This window comes from Yersinia sp. J1 (assembly GCF_050586585.1).
In the GTDB taxonomy this organism is placed as follows: Bacteria; Pseudomonadota; Gammaproteobacteria; order Enterobacterales; family Enterobacteriaceae; genus Yersinia; species Yersinia entomophaga.
This window is the reverse complement of the sequence record NZ_JBOBDP010000007.1, coordinates 135,988-156,554: the sequence shown is the minus strand read 5'-3', so window position 1 is coordinate 156,554 and position 20,567 is coordinate 135,988. Positions and strand designations below refer to the sequence as shown.

The window sequence follows — 20,567 nt, the reverse complement described above, 5'->3', positions numbered from 1 at the left end:
CACACTCGGCGGTAGCTCAATAGCCAGGCTTGCATCCGGTGGGGCGTAAGGGGATAAAACGTGTCGCCAGTCGGGATGCTGAGGCCTCTGATACACTACCGGCCTCACTGCGAAGAGTAACAGACAGAAGATTTTTAACTGCTGGTTAAAACTCTGGCGGTGACTGACGAGTCAGGCTACATACCAAATAACCTTTTTTATCATCTAGATTGTTGTGTTGTTAACTTGCAATGAGGGTGATTTTGCCGAAGTTTTAGGCAATGTGATGCAACCCTACCCCAAATTAGCCCAGTTATCAGGGTATTATAAGATGCTATTAACGGTGTGAATAAGTGGCTGTTTGAAAAGTGGTTTTAGCGGCAAGAGTGTGGGCTGTCAGGCGCAAGCGTCCTGTTGAAAAGTCAGCTAAGTCATCATCTTCGAGCCAACCTAATGGCGTGACCAGCTTTATACTATCAGCAGCAGTTAAGACTGACTTTTCAGCCAGGAACAGATGAAATCAGCAATATGATAGGGTTGATTAATATCCAATTGCGGTAAATCTGTAGGTGCCGGTTCATCGCTTGCTAGCGCAATAACATGCTTATCGATTACTCCGGTAAAAGGTTTTCCTACAGCCGCTCGATATAGGGCGATCTTATTGATAGGCTCATGTTTGAACCCCTCGACCAATACGAGATCGATACTGTTTGCATCCAATCGGCTTGCTAAATATTGGAGATCCAATGACGGATTATCTGGCGTTTCAGTCATTAGCGCCCAACGTTTATCACTAGCAACTAATGTCTGGTCTGCACCGGCTTTCCGTAGCTCATAGCTATCTTTACCTGGCGTATCGACATCCATATTATGATGAGTATGCTTAATTAGCCCTACCCGAACGCCACGCTGTCGTAATAGGGGAATAAGTTGCTTCAGTAACGTCGTTTTCCCTGTGCCGCTGTATGCCGCTATTCCTAGGAGTGGGGGAATTGGCTTGCTCATTGTCTTTCTGTATTCCTTTCTTCCCATAACGCACAGTCTTCAGGCGTATTTAAATTACAAAACATCTCTGCTGATTCATTAAATATAACCCGTTGAGCATGAATATTTTGGAGTAAGACCATTAGTTTTCTTTCTCCATTTGCCAGATAGTTCTCTAATGTTGTTATCAGGCTTTTATGCAGTAAAACCAGCGTTGGATGATCTCTTTCACCATCGTTCACATAAGCGGCCAGCGTGTTATTTCGGCCTTGCCAAAGTTTCTCAACCATATTTGATGGAATATCTGGGACATCGCAAGGCACAAAAATGCACCATTCAGTCGCGGCTATATTTAATCCTGCTAGCATTCCCGCCAAAGGGCCGGAAAAGTCGTCAGTGATATCGCTAAAAACTGGAATCCCGGATTTCTCATAGCAAGAGATATTGCGGTTAGTATTAATCAGTAAATGCTTAACCTGAGGAGCCAATTTATCTGCGACATGCTGGTACAGCAATTTTCCGCTCAGTTGAAGCAATCCCTTATCTTCCCCCCCCATTCGAGTTGAGCGCCCTCCTGCGAGAATTATTCCGGTAATCATTGGCTGCATTGGCCGACCTTATTACAATAAGCGATTCAGGAATTGTATAACTAAACCAGTGACGGAGTAAGGATTTACCTTTATTGACAGTTAGGTCTCTTTCACTACCTGGCTAACCCTGCTACTTTGTCTTCATATTTTCAAATAGGATAGTTTTTCTATGAAATGTCATCGCGTAAATGAACTGATTGAACTTTTACATCCGGCCTGGCAACAAGAACCCGATCTGAATCTCATTCAGTTCCTGCAAAAGCTGGCAATAGAAGCGGGTTTTAAAGGCGATTTTTCAGATTTGACGGACGATATTCTCATTTATCATCTGAAGATGCGAGGTTCTGCCGCTACAGAAACCATTCCAGGTTTGAAAAAAGACTATGAAGAAGATTTCAAAACGGCGTTGTTACGGGCTCGTGGCATCATTAAAGATTAGTCATGGCAATGAATGCCGACGTTTTTTGAATGATGTTATCTTCTGCTATCAATAGATCACCGTGAATAACTGATGCCTAAAAATGCTGTTCTAAATAACTCTGCTTTTAATTTTCAGTCATTGTCTCCAGACCTGATCATGGATGCCCTTGAAGGCGTCGGATTGCGAGTGGATTCAGGTTTAACGGCGTTAAACAGCTATGAAAACCGGGTTTATCAGTTTATGGATGAAGACCGGAAGCGTTATGTCGTGAAATTTTATCGACCTGAGCGCTGGAATGCCGCCCAAATTGAGGAAGAGCACCGTTTTTCTCTCGATCTAGCGGAAGCAGAAATTCCGGCCGTAGCGCCTTTAGCGCTGAATGGCCAGACTTTGCATATCCACTGCGGTTTTTTCTTTGTTGTATTCCCCAGCGTGGGCGGGCGTCAGTATGAGATCGATAATCTGGATCAATTAGAGTGGGTCGGGCGCTTTCTCGGGCGAATACATCGGGTTGGTAGCAAAAGCCGGTTTATAACCCGACCAACGATGAGCGTTGAAGAATATCTGACTGAACCGCGAAGCCTGCTGGCAGACTGTGAGTTGGTTCCAACCAAGCAGAAAGATAAGTTTTTAGCTGCAACAGATTTGCTTATTGATACTATCAAACAGTACTGGCGTACTGACTGGCAGCCTATTCGTCTGCATGGAGACTGTCACCCAGGTAATATTCTTTGGCGTGACGGCCCATTTTTTGTTGATTTGGATGACTCGCGTAATGGCCCGGCAGTGCAGGATCTCTGGATGTTATTACATGGAGAACGTAGCGAGCAGCTTATTCAGTTGGATATATTGCTGGAGGCTTATGGCGAATTTGCAGATTTTGATCAGCGGGAATTAACGTTGATCGAACCTTTACGCGCTATGCGTATGGTTTATTACCTGGCTTGGGTCGTCAGACGTTGGCAAGATCCAGCTTTTCCTAAAAGTTTTCCGTGGATGGCGGAGCCTGATTTTTGGTTACAGCAGACTTCGGTATTTGCAGAGCAGGTTAAGTTGTTGCAGGCACCCCCTCTACAGCTGATTCCAATGTATTGATGTTAAGATAATGGAGATTTTTATTGTATGAATAAAGTATGGCTTGCATTAGTGGGTATGGTGATGGCATTTAGTGCCTCAGCGGCACAATTTTCTGATGGTTCCCAATATGTGACTTTAGATAAACCGGCAACAGGCGAGCCGCAGGTTTTGGAGTTCTTCTCATTCTATTGCCCACATTGCTATCAGTTTGAAGAGATATATAAAGTGCCTGAAACAGTGAAGAAGTCACTGCCAGAAGGCACTAAAATGACTCGTTATCATGTAGACTTTTTGGGGCCTCTAGGTAAAGAGTTAACTCAGGCATGGGCTGTTGCCTTGGCATTGGGTGTAGAAGATAAAATTACTCCATTGATGTTTGAAGGTGTGCAGAAAACTCAGGTTGTTCAGACTCCATCTGATATTCGTAATGTGTTTATCAAAGCCGGTGTTCCTGCAGAAGAGTATGATAGTGCTATCAATAGCTTCGTCGTTAAATCATTGGTCGCGCAACAACAAAAAGCGGCTGAAGACCTCGGATTACGCGGCGTTCCTGCTATGTTCGTGAATGGTAAATACCAAATCAAAAACGACGGTATTGATACCTCTTCACAAGAAGCCTACGCTAAACAATATTCTGATGTCGTTAACTTTTTGATTAAACAAAAGTAATGATAATTCAGTGATAATAAACCGGCTTCGGTCGGTTTATTACCTTAAAAAAACACTATGATAAACATGGAATAAATTTGTATTATCAATATAAAGTGACAACGTTTAATTAACTAGGCTGGAATAAAATGACGATTTTCCTTCATTGAATATTCAATTGATTCAATTAGTTTAAGAAAATTCCTAAAAACCAATCTATCGATTATAGAAATATCGCTTAAGCATTTTACAGTAAGGTGTTTTAATTTATACCAGCGTCACATCCATAGGGCCTGAAAAGCTATCCACCGTTTTTAAAATTTTGATATCCAATATTCTCCGCCAGGAAAATACACCAATATTAATTCCCTATATAAAAAGTTCAATTAACTAATATCCACAATTACGATAAAAATTTCATGACGATAATTGTGAATGTAGATTATTTTAACTCAATGATTTATATGTATTTTAATAATACTCTCGATGGGTAATGTTATTAAAATAGATCCTCTTTACTCTTTTACTCACAAAGTTATCCACAGAACGGATCGGTTCGATCATGTAGCGATCGCTCACGAAAATCACACAAGAAAGGCCGCTAAGATTCGTCTCTTGCTGTCAGCTATGGCATTCTTAGCACCAGACTCAGCAATTAAAGATGAAGACACCTTATGGCACAAATCGCAGAAAACCCCTTAATCCTGGTTGACGGCTCCTCTTACCTCTATCGCGCCTACCATGCATTTCCTCCACTGACCAACGCCAGCGGGGAACCAACAGGTGCGATGTATGGCGTGCTTAACATGCTGCGCAGCCTGCTGCTACAGTACCATCCAAGCCATGTTGCGGTAGTTTTTGATGCCAAAGGTAAAACCTTCCGTGATGAGCTATTTGCTGAATATAAATCTCACCGCCCGCCGATGCCTGATGATTTGCGCTCGCAGATTGAGCCGTTACACCAAATGGTGAAAGCGATGGGGCTGCCGCTGTTAGCGGTTTCTGGCGTTGAGGCTGATGACGTGATTGGCACTTTGGCGCAGGAAGCCGAGAAAGCCGGCCACTCAGTATTAATCAGCACCGGTGATAAAGATATGGCGCAGTTAGTCACGCAAAATATCACCCTGATCAATACCATGAACAACACCATCCTTGGTCCAGAAGAAGTATGCGAAAAATATGGCATACCTCCAGAACTGATCATCGATTTTCTGGCGCTGATGGGGGACGCGTCGGATAACATTCCTGGCGTGCCGGGCGTGGGAGAAAAGACCGCGCAGGCGTTATTACAAGGCTTAGGTGGGTTGGATACGCTTTATAGCAATCTGGATAAAATCGCGACCCTGACTTTCCGCGGCGCGAAAACCATGGCTGCCAAGCTGGAACAGAACAAAGACGTTGCCTACCTCTCTTATAAACTGGCTACGATTAAAACTGATGTTGAGCTGGATGTGACTTGTAGCGAGTTGACGGTTTCGGCTCCCGATGTCGATCAGCTGCATACATTATTTGGGCGTTATGAATTCAAACGCTGGCTGGTTGATTTAGAAGGCGGAAAGTGGCTGGAGGGCAATAAACCGCGCCCGACGGGGACGGGTAAGAGTGATAGTAAAGCTGCCGCCGCTGTAGATATTGCTGCTCCGATTGCTGAGGTGACGGCACAGCTTTCACAAGAAAACTACCAGACCATTTTGGATGAAGAAACTTTCTTCGATTGGTTTGAGCGGCTGAAAAAGGCTGATGTCTTTGCTTTTGATACAGAAACTGACGGTTTAGACACTTTGACTGCCAATCTCATCGGGCTTTCTTTCGCTATTGCTCCCGGTGAAGCGGCTTATCTGCCCGTAGCTCATGATTATCTGGACGCGCCAGCGCAGCTGGATCGTGATTGGGTATTGGCACACCTTAAACCGCTGCTGGAAGACGCGAAATCGCATAAAGTCGGGCAGAACCTGAAGTTCGATAAAAGCCTGCTGGCTCGTTATGATATCGATCTGCGTGGCATCGAATTTGACACCATGCTGGAATCTTATGTGTTGAATAGCGTTGCTGGCCGCCATGATATGGATAGCCTGTCTGAGCGTTATCTCAATCATAAAACCATTACTTTTGAAGAAATTGCCGGAAAAGGTAAGAACCAGCTGACTTTCAACCAGATTGCACTGGAACAGGCTTCGCCTTATGCGGCAGAAGATGCGGATGTGACTCTACAATTGCATTTAGCCATGTGGCCGAAGCTACAGGAAAGCGAAGGTTTACTGCGTATTTTCCGAGAAATTGAAATGCCGCTGCTGCCGGTTTTGTCGCATATAGAACGCACCGGCGTGTTAATCGACCAATCTATTCTTTCTACGCATTCTCAAGAATTAACCATTCGTTTGGCTGAATTGGAGAAACAGGCGCACGAATTGGCAGGCGAACCTTTTAATCTGGCGTCGCCGAAGCAGCTACAGGCCATTTTGTATGAAAAGCAGAAACTGCCCATTTTGAAAAAAACGCCGGGCGGCGCGCCGTCCACCAATGAGGAAGTGTTGGCAGAACTGGCGCTGGATTACCCGCTGCCGAAGGTTATTCTCGAATATCGTGGCCTGGCCAAGCTGAAAAGTACCTATACCGATAAGTTACCTTTAATGATTAACCCGGTTTCCGGGCGAGTACATACTTCATATCATCAGGCGGTAACGGCTACCGGCCGTTTATCTTCTCGCGATCCTAACCTGCAAAACATTCCTGTAAGAAATGAGGAAGGTCGACGAATTCGTCAGGCATTTATCGCACCAACCGATTACAGCATTCTGGCTGCCGATTATTCTCAAATCGAACTGAGAATTATGGCGCATCTTTCACAGGATAAAGGCCTGCTGGCGGCTTTTGCTGCGGGTAAAGATATTCACCGGGCAACGGCGGCAGAAGTCTTTGGCGTGGCGCTGGAAAATGTAACCTCAGAGCAGCGCCGTAGCGCGAAGGCGATTAACTTTGGTTTGATTTACGGTATGAGCGCCTTTGGTTTGGCGCGTCAGCTGAATATTCCGCGTGGGGAAGCTCAACGTTACATGGATCTGTATTTTGAGCGTTATCCGGGGGTGCTGGAATATATGGAAAGAACGCGTAAACAAGCGGCCGAGCAAGGTTATGTGACCACTCTGGATGGGCGCCGCTTGTACCTGCCCGATATTAACTCCCGTAATGCCACTCGTCGTAAAGCTGCGGAGCGTGAAGCGATTAATGCGCCTATGCAAGGCACCGCTGCCGATATTATTAAGCGAGCAATGATTGCAGTAGATAACTGGTTACAACAGCAGGAAGAGCCTCTAGTTCGTGTGATCATGCAGGTACACGATGAGTTGGTGTTTGAAGTGCATGAAAGCGTGCTGGAAAGTGCCACTCAGAAGATTCGCGATCTGATGGAACAGAGCATGGAATTGGACGTGCCGTTGAAGGTTGATGTCGGCGTGGGTAAGAATTGGGATCAGGCTCACTAAGTGGCGATTATTAAAGCGTTTTATGTAATTAAGCTACATTAGGTGCCGATTATGCTCGGTTCCTCACCGCTGAATCGTGCCAATTTGTGTAACTATACAACAAAAAATTCTTTTGCCCTGCGAAAAAATGATGTAGAGTTACAGATGTAGGGTACAGAGGTAAGATGTTCTATCTTTCAGACCTTTTACTTCACGTAATCGGATTTGGCTGAATATTTTAGCCGCCCCAGTCATTTATTGACTGGGGCGTTTTTTATGGGCGCAATCCGGCCATTGGCCGATTTATTCAGCGTTAGAATGCAATTTGGGGAAGAAACAGGGACGCGGGGTTAAGTCTGGGAAGCAATGCCGGGCAACAACCAGAGGCTGCCGCCCGTAGAGTGGAGGATTAAGAGATAAACCGGTTAATCACAGTGCGGAATCTTGCTTACTCGCCGTCGTCTTCCAGTTCTTCCATCACTTCCGGCGGAATTTCGCTGAACCAGGTGTCCAGTTTTTCCCGCAGTTTATCAACGCCAATTTTTTTCAGTGAAGAGAACGCTTCGACCTGAATATCACCCATGAAAGGAATAATGGCTTCGCGAACCATATTCAACTGGGCTTTACGCGCACCGGAAGCCAATTTATCGGCTTTGGTCAGTAACAGCATCACTGGCGTACCTACAGCAACGGCCCAGGTAATCATTTGCTGATCCAGATCTTTCAATGGATGGCGAATATCCATCAACACAACCAGCCCTTTCAGGCAGTTACGCTTCTGTAAATATTCACCCAGCGCGCGCTGCCATTTGATTTTCATTTCTTCAGGTACTTCTGCGTAACCGTAACCCGGTAAATCCACCAGACGGATACCATCGGTCACTTCAAACAGGTTGATCAACTGAGTACGTCCCGGCGTTTTACTGGTACGTGCCAGACTTTTTTGGTTGGTCAATGTGTTAAGCGCGCTGGACTTACCCGCATTGGAACGGCCCGCAAATGCGACCTCAATGCCTTCGTCGCGCGGAAGATGGCGAATATCCGGAGCACTGATGACGAAATGGGTCATATGATAGTTATAGTTTTTAATGGTCAAAATTTTTCGTCTCCGTAAGAGATAGCTAACATGGGGGGATTATAACTACATCGGCGGGAAAGCGGGGGGTTTATCTCGATTAACTCAGTATGCGAGAAAAATGGCTCTGGAACTTGATGTTTTGTAAGCGATTGCCCATTTTTTGCTGCGGCGATGTCTTATTTTTTAAGTATTGTTAAGAAATCTTGCTTTAAAAACAATCTATTATCAATACGGTGATAATTGAACCAGTCCGCATTGGTGTAAGTGTCTTGAGTAAAAACAACGGGCTAGTAAAGTTATCGCCGGTACTGGGATGTACCAAAAGGAAATTATCAGCGACTCGGGATGGGTTGTTGTCTCAGGGAATCGAAAGGAATCAGCAGAGATTAAGGACGATGACCCACGGATGAGTCAGGATGGTGACTTTCAAGTCGGCAAGGAAGAACGAGTAAATGCCAGGATCGGGCGGAGCAAAGGAAGGCTGCAAGGAGCGGTAAATTTTACGGACAGACCGACATGGAGTGTCGTGTAGTCAAGGGATAAACAGGGAAGTTGGATAAGCGCACGGATTGCGCTGTAAGGATATCCTTCCGCAGAAGGTGCGAAAAAAGGCGACAGGGCAACCTGCCGCCTTTTTTCTTTGTCTGCTTTCTGCTAGATTCCGCCGCAATCCTATACTAAATCCAATCCTATATTTATTTACCTAATTTAAGAGCACAGGTTATGAACCAGCCAACGAAAGCACCGCGCGGCAAAACCGCAACACCAAAGCGTAATAAAAAGACACGCGTAGAGCTTGATCTTGAAGCTCGCGAACGTAAACGTCAGAAAAGACACAGCGGTAATCGCTCAGGTGCGAGAACCAACGTAGAGGCCAACAACAAGAAAGGCCAGACTCAGGTTCAGGAAAAAGATCCGCGTATCGGCAGTAAAGTGCCTGTACCGCTGGTGGTTGAAGGCAAAGTTAAAGCTAAGCCTGCTGCGCCTAAGCCTGTAGCCAAACCACGTCTGACACCGGAAGAAGAGCTGGCTAAGCTGGAAAATGACGAACGCCTGGATGCATTACTGGATCGTCTGGATAATGACGAAGTATTGAGCAAAGAAGATCAGGCTTATGTCGATCTGACGTTGGATCGCATCGACGCATTGATGGAACAGCTGGGTATTGAACTTGGTGATGACGAAGATGATGAAAAGCCTGAAGAGAAGCAGGAAGATATCTTACAGTTACTGAAACGCGGTAATAAAGACGCATTCTAAGCTATGAATTGGGTGATCCCGACGATAACCCTACTACTTACATGTTATCTAGTGTGGTTATTGGGTAAACTATGGCGGCTGTCGCAGCGGAAATCCCGCCTGCGCAGCGCTTCCGCGGCCAGACAACGTAAACAATCGCCTTTTAACCGGCCCGGTAGAAAAAAATATCGGAAGGAATGAACAATGTCTGAGAACGCTGTTGTTTGGGATCTGGCCCTAATTCAAAAATATAACTATTCAGGTCCACGTTATACCTCATATCCCACCGCCCTTGAGTTTAGCGAATCTTATGATGATGCGGCTTATGAACGGGCGGTTGGCCGTTACCCTGAGCGACCGCTTTCGCTGTATGTCCACATCCCGTTTTGTCATAAGCTTTGCTACTTTTGCGGCTGTAATAAGCTGGTTACTCGCCAGCAGCATAAGGCTGATGAATATCTGGCGGTACTGGAAAAAGAAATTCGTCAGCGCGCAAGCTTATTCAAAGGGCGTCAGGTCAGTCAGATGCACTGGGGCGGCGGGACGCCAACCTATCTGAATAACACACAAATCACGCAGTTAATGAATTTGCTACGGGATAATTTTGATTTTTTACCCGAAGCGGAACAATCCATTGAAGTCGACCCGCGTGAAATTGAGCTAGACGTTATCGATCACCTGCGTGCCGAAGGCTTTAACCGCCTGAGCATGGGGGTGCAGGATTTCAATAAAGAAGTTCAGCGATTGGTCAACCGTGAACAGGACGAAGACTTTATCTTTGCGCTGATTGCTCGCGCTAAAGCGGTGGGATTCAAATCGACCAATATTGATTTGATCTATGGTTTACCGAAGCAGACGCCAGAAAGTTTTGCTTTCACGCTAAAACGGGTAGCAGAGCTTGGCCCAGATCGCTTGAGCGTGTTCAATTACGCTCATTTGCCTTCATTGTTCGCGGCTCAGCGAAAAATCAAAGATGAAGATTTGCCTAGCCCGGAACAGCGTCTGGACATTTTGCAGCACACGATCAGTTTCCTGACAGATTCAGGATATCAATTTATTGGTATGGATCACTTTGCTCGTCCGGATGATGAACTGGCGGTGGCGCAGCGGGAAGGGACATTACATCGAAATTTCCAGGGTTATACCACGCAAGGTGAAAGTGATCTGCTGGGGCTGGGCGTTTCGGCGATTAGCATGTTGGGCGATAGCTACGCGCAAAATGAAAAAGATCTGAAAACCTATTACGCAAAGGTTGAGGAACGAGGAAATGCGTTGTGGCGCGGGCTGGCGATGACCGAGGATGACTGCATTCGTCGTGACGTGATTAAAACGCTAATTTGTCATTTCCAGCTGAATTACGCACCGATTGAGCAACAGTATGGTATTCGTTTTGCTGATTACTTTGCCGAAGATTTGGCTTTGCTGGCGCAGTTTGAAGACGATGGGCTGGTGGAGCGAGACGAAACGGGCATTCGGGTGACATCTCGAGGTCGTTTACTGATTCGCAATATCTGTATGTGTTTTGATATTTATTTGCGAAAACAGGCACGTAAACAGCAATTCTCCCGCGTTATCTGATGATTAATCGCCCTCAGAGCTATGGCTGCGACTGAGGGCGTTATTTCTCGACTATTCCATTCCCAATTCTTTTAGCTTTCTGGTTAGAGTGTTACGTCCCCAGCCCAATAACCGTGCGGCTTCTTGCTTATGTCCTTGAGTATGGCGCAAAGCGGTGGTGAGCAAAGTGCGCTCCATTTCTGGCTGTGCTTCCGATAACAAATCTTGATGACCAGAACGCAAAGCTCTGTCTGCCCATTGAGCCAGTAGTGTGGCCCAGCTATCCTGCTGTTTCTGGTCTTCGGCATTTGGCGAGACGGTTTCAAACAGCTCTCCCGGCAAATCCTGAATCAGTACTTCCTGTCCAGCTGCCATCACCGTTAGCCAACGACAGGTATTTTCCAACTGACGGACGTTACCCGGCCAGGGTAAACGAGTCAGGGCCGTTTCTGTATCCGGATGAAGATTTTTGGCTTCCACGCCCAATTCTTTGGCTGCAACTTGTAAGAAATAGCGCGCCAGACGAGGAATATCCTCCCGACGTTCTCGCAGCGGCGGTAAATGAACCCGAATCACGTTTAAGCGATGGAATAAATCATCGCGGAATTTCCCTTCCTGAACCCGCAACTCCAGATTTTGGTGAGTAGCTGCAATAATACGCACATCTACTTTCACTGGCGCATATCCGCCAACCCGATAGAACTGGCCGTCAGCTAGCACTCGCAGTAGGCGAGTTTGTACGTCCATCGGCATATCGCCGATTTCATCCAGAAATAAGGTGCCGCCGTCGGCCTGTTCAAATCGTCCCTGACGCACCTGATTTGCGCCGGTAAAAGCGCCTTTTTCGTGACCAAATAGCTCGGATTCAATCAAATCCTTCGGAATTGCCGCCATATTTAAGGCGATAAACGGCGCTTTTGCCCGTGGGCTATGGCGATGGAGAGCATGAGCGACTAATTCCTTGCCGGTTCCAGACTCACCATTAATCAAAACGCTAATGGATGAGCGGGAAAGGCGGCCAATAATGCGGAATACGTCCTGCATTGCCGGTGCCTCACCGATAATATCAGTCGTCGGCCCACTGGCAGGTTGGCTGCGCGGCGGTTGTTGCTGCTCCTGATAATGGCTGATAGCGCGTTCAACCAGCGCGACAGCCTCATCAATATCGAAAGGTTTTGGCAGATAATCGAAAGCACCTTGTTGATAGGCGCTGACCGCCGCATCCAAATCGGAATGCGCTGTCATTATGATGACCGGGAGCATCGGGTGGCGCTGTTTAATCTGCTTGAGCAGCGCTAAACCGTCCATTCCTGGCATACGAATATCTGATAACAACACATCCGGAGTTTGTGTGGCCAATGCATCCAACACGGCATGGCCGTTGTCGAAACTGACACAGTTTAAACCTGCTCCAGTCAGTGCGCGTTCAAGCACCCAGCGGATGGAGCTATCGTCATCGACGATCCAGACTATCCCTCGTTGCATGGAAACCTCACTGGCGAATAGGCAGGTAAACCGAAAATTCGGTGTGTCCCGGCCAACTGTTAAATTCAATCTTACCCGAATGCTGATCGATAAGGCTGCGTGCTATGGACAGGCCGAGGCCAGTTCCTCCCTCGCGGCCGCTGACCATAGGATAGAACAGAGTATCCTGAAGCTGCGCGGGTACACCGGGGCCGTTATCTTCTATATCAATTCGAGCGGCCAGACGGTAGCGAACGCCGTGAAGCGTTATCTGAAACGCCGTGCGGGTACGCAGAGTGATATTGCCGCCTTTTTCACCCAAGGCCTGTAAGGCGTTGCGGGTGATATTCAGTAATACCTGTTCAATTTGATCCGGATCGTGAGCCAATTCCGGCAGGCTGGGATCGTAATCACGAATCAGGGTGACATTATTCGGTTTTTCCAGTGATACCAACTGGCAAACCCGTTCAGCAACCTGATGAATACTTTGGTTGATATGCTGACCGGGACGTTGAGGGCCAAGCAGGCGATCCACCAGATTACGCAGACGATCGGCTTGTTCGATAATCACTTTGGTGTATTCCAGTAGCGATGGGTCAGGTAGAGCCTTCGCCAATAGCTGTGCTGCGCCGCGTAAGCCACCGAGCGGGTTTTTAATCTCGTGGGCTAATCCTCGTACCAGATCTCGCGCTGCCACCTGCTGAGCGTGCTGGAGTTGCTCCTGACTGAGGCGGCGCTGATTATCCATCGGCGCCATTTCCAGCAGAATAAAACCTTCGGGTAGCGATTGTGCCGTCAGCGATAAAATATGTGCTCGCCCATCGACTACCAGCGTCACTTCATTATCGGTAAAACCTTGCCCTGAGATCAGACTTTCCCGCATTAGCGGAATGTTGAGCGAAAAATAGCCTAATAAATCTGGCAGAGGTGTACCAAAAAGTTTACGGGAGCTTTGCGCCAGCAGTTGTTGAGCTGCGGGATTGGCGTAGTGAATAGCCAGGTCATCATCTAACAGCAGAATGCTGTTAATGAGAGAATTGAGTATCTGCCCAGCATCGGGCAGCGTGCCTGTTGCCATATAGCAGACTCCAACACCGGTTCAGTGCATTTATCCTGAAAAATCAGCGTAATTGCCGAGTCAGGTTATTATTAAAGAAAGATAAAGTGGAGAAAAAAGCCCATCCGAAGATGGGCTAAAAGTTTCCACGGCAACAAAAAACGGCTACTTAAAATTAGACGCTGTAATACAGTTCGAACTCAACTGGGTGTGGAGTCATGCGCACACGATCCATTTCTTCCTGTTTCAATGCAATATAAGCATCGATGGAATCATCAGTGAATACACCACCACGGGTCAGGAACTCGCGGTCTGCATCCAGTGCAGCCAGTGCTTCGTCCAGAGAACCGGCAACGGTTGGGATCTCTTTCGCTTCTTCTGGCGGCAGGTCGTAAAGATTTTTATCCATAGCATCGCCAGGATGAATTTTGTTGATAATGCCGTCCAAACCAGCCATCAACTGGGCAGCAAACGCCAGATACGGGTTAGCCGCAGGATCTGGGAAGCGAACTTCAATACGACGACCTTTCGGGCTGGCAATCACTGGAATACGGATTGACGCAGAACGGTTACGGGCAGAGTAGGCCAGCATAACCGGAGCTTCATAGCCCGGAACCAAACGCTTGTAAGAGTTGGTGGTTGGGTTAGCGAAGGCGTTGATTGCTTTAGCGTGTTTGATGATACCGCCGATGTAGAACAGCGCCATTTCAGACAGGCCGCCGTATTTGTCGCCAGCAAACAGGTTAGTCCCGTTTTTCGCCAGTGACATATGGCAGTGCATACCAGAACCGTTATCGCCAACCAGTGGTTTAGGCATAAAGGTCGCGGTTTTGCCAAATGCGTGAGCCACGTTGTGCACCACGTATTTGTAAATCTGGATTTCGTCAGCTTTCTTGGTCATGGTATTGAAGCGGGTTGCCACTTCGTTCTGACCAGCGGTTGCCACTTCGTGGTGATGAGCTTCAACCACCAGACCCATTTCCTCCATGGTCAGGCACATGGTAGAACGCAGATCCTGAGCGGAATCGACCGGTGGCACCGGGAAGTAGCCGCCTTTCACGCCGGGACGGTGAGCTTTGTTACCGCCTTCGTATTTGGTACCGGAGTTCCACGCCGCTTCGATATCATCGATATGATAGTAAGCGCCAGAGATGTCGTTGCCAAAACGCACGTCATCAAACAGGAAGAACTCTGGCTCTGGCCCGAACAGTACGGTGTCAGCCAGACCGGAAGATTTTAGGAAGTCTTCAGCACGTTTAGAGATAGAGCGCGGATCGCGGTCATAACCCTGCATGGTACCTGGTTCCAGAATGTCACAACGGATAATCAGGGTAGAATCAGCGAAGAACGGGTCCATTACTGCGGTGCTGGCATCCGGCATCAATACCATGTCGGATTCGTTAATGCCTTTCCAGCCGCCAATCGAGGAGCCATCAAACATTTTGCCTTCTTCAAAGAAGTCAGCGTTGACTTGATGAGCCGGGATGGTGACATGCTGCTCTTTCCCTTTGGTATCGGTGAAACGTAAATCAATAAATTTCACTTGGTGCTCATGGATCATCGTCAAAACATGTTCAGCGGACATACTTATATCTCCCGGATTTGTCATAGTCGTCGTCGTGGAACGATTACCGTTATGTACTGAGGTTGTGGCTAGCTGCCATTTTTGTCTGGAAAAAGACTTTTTTAGCTTAAAAAGAGTATTGCGAAAACTGTGCCAACTTTTCAAACCACCCATTTATGCCATATCATGGGGGTCTGCTGATATTCAGTATGCACCAGGATAGTTATATTGCACTATTTTGGTGCTTCCTATGCGCCATTGGGCACCATATTGGTGCAAGAGTGCGCCGAAAGGCGATTTTTGCACCGTGAATAGGATCACAATCTAACCGATGTCAGGTTGTTTATAAGAGATGGTTGTGATCTTGTTTAGTCCCTCGCTTATTACGTGTACAATAGCGCGCTATTTCTAAATGCCTGAGGCAAAAAAGCTGTGATCGAGAATCTGCGTAACATCGCCATTATTGCGCACGTTGACCATGGGAAAACTACCCTGGTCGATAAGTTGCTGCAACAATCCGGTACTTTCGGCGAACGTACTGAAGCAACCGAACGTGTAATGGACTCCAATGACTTGGAGAAAGAGCGTGGTATAACCATCCTCGCAAAAAATACTGCCATTAATTGGAAAGACTACCGCATCAACATCGTGGATACCCCAGGACACGCCGATTTCGGTGGTGAGGTTGAGCGTGTGATGTCAATGGTTGACTCCGTGCTGCTGGTCGTCGACGCAATGGATGGCCCGATGCCGCAGACCCGTTTCGTGACCAAGAAAGCCTTTGCTCATGGTCTGAAACCAATCGTGGTTATCAACAAAGTTGACCGTCCGGGCGCGCGTCCTGACTGGGTTGTGGATCAGGTATTCGACCTGTTCGTAAACCTGGATGCGACTGACGAGCAGCTGGACTTCCCTATCATCTATGCATCTGCATTGATGGGTATTGCTGGTGAAGACCACAACGATATGGCGGAAGACATGACCCCGCTGTACCAAGCTATCGTTGATCATGTACCTGCGCCAAAAGTTGACCGTGACGGTCCACTGCAGATGCAAATCTCCCAGCTGGACTACAACAACTACGTTGGTGTTATCGGTATCGGCCGTATCAAACGTGGCGTTGTTAAGCCTAACCAGCAAGTGACCATTATCGATAGCGAAGGTAAAACTCGCAACGGTAAAGTCGGTAAAGTATTGGGCCACATGGGCCTGGAGCGTATCGAGACCAATCTGGCAGAAGCCGGTGACATCATCGCGATTACCGGCCTGGGCGAGTTGAACATCTCTGACACTATTTGTGATGTGAATGCTGTTGAAGCATTGCCAGCACTGTCTGTTGATGAACCAACCGTAACCATGTACTTCTGCGTTAACACCTCTCCATTCTGTGGTAAAGAAGGTAAGTATGTGACATCACGTCAGATTCTTGACCGTCTGAACAAAGAATTGATCCACAACGTGGCGCTGCGTGTTGAAGAAACTGAAGATGCTGATGCATTCCGCGTTTCAGGCCGTGGTGAACTTCACCTGTCGGTTCTGATCGAGAACATGCGTCGTGAAGGTTTCGAGCTGGCTGTATCTCGTCCTAAAGTTATCAACCGTATGATTGACGGTCGTAACCAAGAACCATTCGAAAACGTAACGCTGGATATCGAAGAGCAACACCAGGGCGCAGTAATGCAAGCCATGGGTGAGCGTAAAGGCGACGTGAAAGACATGGTTCCAGATGGCAAGGGGCGTATCCGTTTGGATTACTCCATCCCTAGCCGCGGCCTGATCGGTTTCCGTACTGAATTCATGACCATGACTTCTGGTACTGGTCTGCTGTACTCCACATTCAGTCACTACGATGATGTGCGTCCAGGCGAAATCGGTCAACGTCAGAACGGCGTACTGATCTCTAACGGTCAGGGTAAAGCTGTTGCGTTCGCACTGTACAAATTGCAGGATCGCGGCAAGCTGTTCATCGGTCACGGCACCGAAGTGTATGAAGGCCAGATCATCGGTATTCACTCACGCTCTAACGACCTGACTGTAAACTGCCTGACTGGTAAGCAATTGACCAACATGCGTGCCTCCGGTACTGATGAAGCAACCACTCTGGTTCCTTTCCTCAAGAAAACCCTGGAGCAAGCGCTGGAGTTCATCGATGACGACGAACTGGTTGAAGTAACCCCGCAATCTATCCGTATCCGTAAGCGTCATCTGACGGAAAACGATCGTAAGCGTGCTGGCCGTGGTAGCAAAGAAGGTTAATCCTTTTTAAGCTATAACAGACACTTAGGGCGCAATTGGCGCCCTGAGTTCTTTTTATACCCCACCGTATATTCAATTCTATCCTTTCCTTTTTCTTCCTCCGTCTGTTCAGCCTTCTTTTTTACCGTTACAGTGAACTCACCTTCAAATTTGGGAGAGCGCTATGCTGTATATCTTTGATCTGGGGAATGTGATTGTTGATATCGACTTCAAACGCGTTTTGGGTGTCTGGAGCAAACTGAGCAGTGTGCCCCTGGCAACTTTGACCGAACGTTTCACCATGGGTGATATTTTTCAGCAGCATGAGCGAGGTGAAATCAGCGACGAAGATTTTGCGCGCCGCTTTAGTGACGAAATGGGGCTTTCCCTGAGTTTTGAACAGTTTGCCACCGGTTGGCAGGCGATTTTTGTTGGTTTGCGCCCTGAAGTTATTGAGATAATGAAAAAGCTGCGCGAGCAAGGTCACAGAGTTGTGGTGCTCTCTAATACCAACCGTTTGCATTGCAATTATTGGCCGCAACATTATCCTGAGGTCGCTGCAGCGGCAGACTATATGTATTTGTCGCAGGATTTAGGGATGCGTAAACCGGATGCCGATATTTATCACCATGTTTTAAATAATGAAAACTACCCTCCGGAGCAGGCGGTGTTCTTTGACGATGTGGCTGCAAATATCGAAGCGGCGGAGGCCTTGGGTATTAATGCGGTTCATGTAACTGACAAAACCGTTATTCCAGCCTATTTTTCCTAATGAGATCACGGGTTAACGCATTAGGGTTAACCCTTTTCTGACTCACTCTTCGCTCTCAATCCCATTTTTGACCTCGAGGTGAATATGGCAGGATTTCCGCGCTTTCGTTTACCGTCGCCGTTAAAACCCAGCGCCAGCTTTGGGCGAATGCTCTTCAGACGCATAGATCACGATGGCTTAACTATGCTGGCTGGACATCTAGCCTATGTCTCATTACTGTCTTTAGTCCCGTTGATTACGGTGATTTTTGCGCTGTTTGCCGCATTTCCGATGTTTTCGGATATAAGTATTCAACTGAAGAATTTCGTTTTTGCTAACTTTATGCCATCTGCTGGCAATGTTATCCAAAACTATATTGAGCGGTTTGTCGCCAACTCTAACCGCATGACGGCCGTGGGTACCTGTGGCCTGATTGTCACCGCGCTGTTGCTGATTTACTCGGTGGATAGCGTGCTGAATACCATTTGGCGCAGCAAGAATAAGCGTTCTATCGTCTTTTCCTTCGCAGTGTATTGGATGGTGTTGACGCTGGGGCCGATTTTGGTCGGTGCCAGTATGGCGATCAGTTCGTATTTACTTTCATTGAACTGGCTGGCAACCACCGGAGTGAATAGTTTTATCGATCAGGTATTACGAATCTTTCCGTTAATACTGTCCTGGATTTCATTCTGGTTACTGTACAGCGTGGTGCCAACGGTACCGGTGCCGGTCAAAGATGCGCTGGTTGGCGCGCTGGTGGCGGCAGTTTTGTTCGAATTAGGAAAGAAGGGATTTACGCTGTATATCACGCTATTTCCTTCCTATCAGTTAATTTATGGTGTCTTGGCGGTCATACCCATTTTATTTTTATGGGTTTACTGGAGCTGGTGCATCGTATTGTTGGGAGCAGAAATCACCGTAACATTAGGTGAGCATCGATCATTACGAAAGCAGGAACCGGGTGACGAAACGCAAAATCAGGAGATGTAGGTTGTTATGATTGCTTTGATTCAACGAGCGCAAAGCGCCAGCGTGGATGTGGATGGCGTTACCGTTGGCACGATTGGCTCGGGATTATTGGTGTTACTGGGCGTTGAGCAAGGAGATACCGAACAAAAAGCGCAGCGTTTGTGTGAACGAGTGTTGGGCTACCGTATCTTTAGTGACGAAAACGACAAGATGAATCTCAACGTTCAGCAAGCTGGCGGTAGCCTGCTGGTGGTTTCCCAATTCACGCTGGTGGCGGATACCCAAAAAGGCATGAGGCCGAGTTTTTCGCGCGGTGCGGTTCCAGAAGAAGCCGACAGGCTTTATCAGTATTTTGTTGCTCAGTGTCGCGAGCGTGGTGTAAAAACTGAAACAGGACAATTTGCTGCGGACATGAAAGTCAGTCTGGTCAATGACGGCCCGGTGACTTTCTGGCTACAGGTTTAGGGTGGGGATATTCTGGCTCTGTTATTACTGAGGGTAGCGGAATACATTTTGTTGATGGATTTCTAAGAGAGATAGCTTCTATGTATCACCTACGCGTACCCATAACAGAACAAGAACTTAAAGATTATTATCAATTCCGTTGGGAAATGTTACGCAAACCACTGCATCAACCTGTTGGCTCCGAAAAGGATGCCTATGATGCAATGGCGCATCACCAAATGGTGGTGGACGAGCAGGGGAAACCCGTTGCCGTTGGTCGTTTATATATCAATGCTGATAATGAGGCTGCTATTCGGTTTTTAGCAGTGGATCCGGCTGTACAGGGCAAAGGATTAGGCACGCTGGTGGCGATGACGCTGGAATCCGTAGCGCGTCAGGAAGGGGTTAAGCGGGTAGTGTGTAGCGCCCGTGAAGATGCGGTGGAGTTCTTCGGCAAGCTGGGGTTTGTCAGTCAGGGAGAAATTACCGCGCCGCAAACCACGCCGGTACGTCACTTTTTGATGATTAAGCCGGTGGCGACCATGGATGATATCCTGCATCGCCCAGACTGGTGTGGTCAGCTACAGCAGGCTTGGTACGACCATATTCCGCTCAGTGAGAAAATGGGCGTGCGTATCAGCCAATACACCGGGCAGCGTTTTGTGACGACCATGCCCGAGGCTGGCAATCAAAATCCCCACCATACGCTGTTCGCCGGTAGTTTATTTTCACTGGCAACGCTGACTGGATGGGGTTTGATCTGGCTGTTACTGCGTGAACGCCAGCTCGGCGGTACCATTATTCTGGCCGATGCCCATATTCGCTACAGCGCGCCAGTGACCGGACGGCCAAGAGCCATTGCCGATTTAGGCTCGATCAGTGGCGATCTGGATCGTTTGGCGCGTGGACGTAGGGCGCGGGTGCAATTGGAAGTGAATTTATTTGGTGATGAAAATGCTGGAGCCGTATTTTCAGGCACTTATATGGTGTTGCCGGTAACGCCAGGGGACGCCGAAGCAGGTTAACCGCCGCTTATCCCCTCTTGCGCG

General features: G+C 47.6%; 17 protein-coding genes. 11 read left to right on the top strand and 6 right to left on the bottom strand.

What is annotated here, in order from left to right; genetic code table 11:
* Positions 1–465: 465 nt before the first annotated feature.
* On the bottom strand, positions 466–984 hold the full coding sequence (mobB, locus tag ACQ4OC_RS12550) for a molybdopterin-guanine dinucleotide biosynthesis protein MobB (RefSeq protein WP_064514667.1): 519 nt from the start codon (positions 982–984) through the stop codon (positions 466–468).
* Positions 981–1,571: a molybdenum cofactor guanylyltransferase MobA gene (gene mobA, locus ACQ4OC_RS12545; protein WP_064514665.1), complete on the bottom strand. Its 591-nt coding sequence runs from the start codon at positions 1,569–1,571 to the stop codon at positions 981–983. Before mobA ends, mobB begins: the two co-directional genes overlap by 4 nt.
* 151 nt (positions 1,572–1,722) lie before the next feature.
* Between mobA and ACQ4OC_RS12540 the strand changes: the two genes are divergently transcribed.
* The 4 genes from ACQ4OC_RS12540 (at position 1,723) to polA (ending at position 7,181) form a co-directional block, all read left to right on the top strand.
* A complete protein-coding gene (locus ACQ4OC_RS12540; RefSeq protein ID WP_049601376.1) occupies positions 1,723–1,992 on the top strand; it encodes a YihD family protein in 270 nt (89 codons plus the stop codon).
* 72 nt (positions 1,993–2,064) lie between these two features.
* Complete coding sequence (locus ACQ4OC_RS12535; RefSeq protein WP_430971212.1) at positions 2,065–3,069, top strand: serine/threonine protein kinase; 1,005 nt, start codon at positions 2,065–2,067, stop codon at positions 3,067–3,069.
* A 27-nt stretch (positions 3,070–3,096) separates the two neighbouring features.
* Positions 3,097–3,720: a thiol:disulfide interchange protein DsbA gene (gene dsbA, locus ACQ4OC_RS12530; protein WP_064514663.1), complete on the top strand. Its 624-nt coding sequence runs from the start codon at positions 3,097–3,099 to the stop codon at positions 3,718–3,720.
* A 653-nt stretch (positions 3,721–4,373) separates the two neighbouring features.
* A complete protein-coding gene (polA, locus tag ACQ4OC_RS12525) occupies positions 4,374–7,181 on the top strand; it encodes a DNA polymerase I (RefSeq protein WP_430971211.1) in 2,808 nt (935 codons plus the stop codon).
* A 427-nt stretch (positions 7,182–7,608) separates the two neighbouring features.
* On the opposite strand, the gene yihA is transcribed toward polA, so the two are convergent.
* Positions 7,609–8,256, bottom strand: coding sequence for a ribosome biogenesis GTP-binding protein YihA/YsxC (gene yihA / locus ACQ4OC_RS12520; protein WP_049601387.1), 648 nt, complete (start codon positions 8,254–8,256; stop codon positions 7,609–7,611).
* 705 nt (positions 8,257–8,961) lie between these two features.
* Between yihA and yihI the strand changes: the two genes are divergently transcribed.
* A complete protein-coding gene (gene yihI, locus ACQ4OC_RS12515) occupies positions 8,962–9,498 on the top strand; it encodes a Der GTPase-activating protein YihI (protein WP_064514657.1) in 537 nt (178 codons plus the stop codon).
* Between the two features lie 183 nt (positions 9,499–9,681).
* Entirely contained in the window at positions 9,682–11,055 is a 1,374-nt protein-coding gene (gene hemN / locus ACQ4OC_RS12510) for an oxygen-independent coproporphyrinogen III oxidase (protein ID WP_064514655.1), read from the top strand.
* 51 nt (positions 11,056–11,106) lie between these two features.
* Here hemN and glnG read toward each other — a convergent pair whose 3' ends face one another.
* The 3 genes from glnG to glnA all read right to left on the bottom strand — a co-directional run bounded on the left by glnG (position 11,107) and on the right by glnA (position 15,140).
* Positions 11,107–12,519: a nitrogen regulation protein NR(I) gene (gene glnG, locus ACQ4OC_RS12505; RefSeq protein WP_064514653.1), complete on the bottom strand. Its 1,413-nt coding sequence runs from the start codon at positions 12,517–12,519 to the stop codon at positions 11,107–11,109.
* Positions 12,520–12,526: 7 nt separating this feature from the next.
* Positions 12,527–13,576, bottom strand: coding sequence for a nitrogen regulation protein NR(II) (gene glnL, locus ACQ4OC_RS12500; protein ID WP_064514651.1), 1,050 nt, complete (start codon positions 13,574–13,576; stop codon positions 12,527–12,529).
* 154 nt (positions 13,577–13,730) lie between these two features.
* A complete protein-coding gene (gene glnA, locus ACQ4OC_RS12495) occupies positions 13,731–15,140 on the bottom strand; it encodes a glutamate--ammonia ligase (RefSeq protein ID WP_430971210.1) in 1,410 nt (469 codons plus the stop codon).
* Positions 15,141–15,551: 411 nt separating this feature from the next.
* Here glnA and typA point away from each other — a divergent pair, with 411 nt between their 5' ends.
* From typA to fabY, 5 genes are all read left to right on the top strand, one after another.
* Entirely contained in the window at positions 15,552–17,375 is a 1,824-nt protein-coding gene (gene typA / locus ACQ4OC_RS12490; RefSeq protein WP_049601403.1) for a ribosome-dependent GTPase TypA, read from the top strand.
* Positions 17,376–17,538: 163 nt separating this feature from the next.
* The gene (gene yihX, locus ACQ4OC_RS12485; RefSeq protein ID WP_064514648.1) at positions 17,539–18,126 is read left to right on the top strand and encodes a glucose-1-phosphatase; all 588 of its coding nucleotides are present in this window, start codon (positions 17,539–17,541) and stop codon (positions 18,124–18,126) included.
* An 84-nt stretch (positions 18,127–18,210) separates the two neighbouring features.
* Positions 18,211–19,095, top strand: coding sequence for a virulence factor BrkB family protein (locus tag ACQ4OC_RS12480; protein WP_064514646.1), 885 nt, complete (start codon positions 18,211–18,213; stop codon positions 19,093–19,095).
* A 6-nt stretch (positions 19,096–19,101) separates the two neighbouring features.
* Positions 19,102–19,539 (top strand): D-aminoacyl-tRNA deacylase, encoded by a 438-nt coding sequence (dtd, locus tag ACQ4OC_RS12475; protein WP_064514644.1) that lies wholly within the window; start codon positions 19,102–19,104, stop codon positions 19,537–19,539.
* An 80-nt stretch (positions 19,540–19,619) separates the two neighbouring features.
* Positions 19,620–20,543 (top strand): fatty acid biosynthesis protein FabY, encoded by a 924-nt coding sequence (gene fabY / locus ACQ4OC_RS12470; protein ID WP_049601414.1) that lies wholly within the window; start codon positions 19,620–19,622, stop codon positions 20,541–20,543.
* The last annotated feature ends 24 nt before the right edge of the window (positions 20,544–20,567 follow it).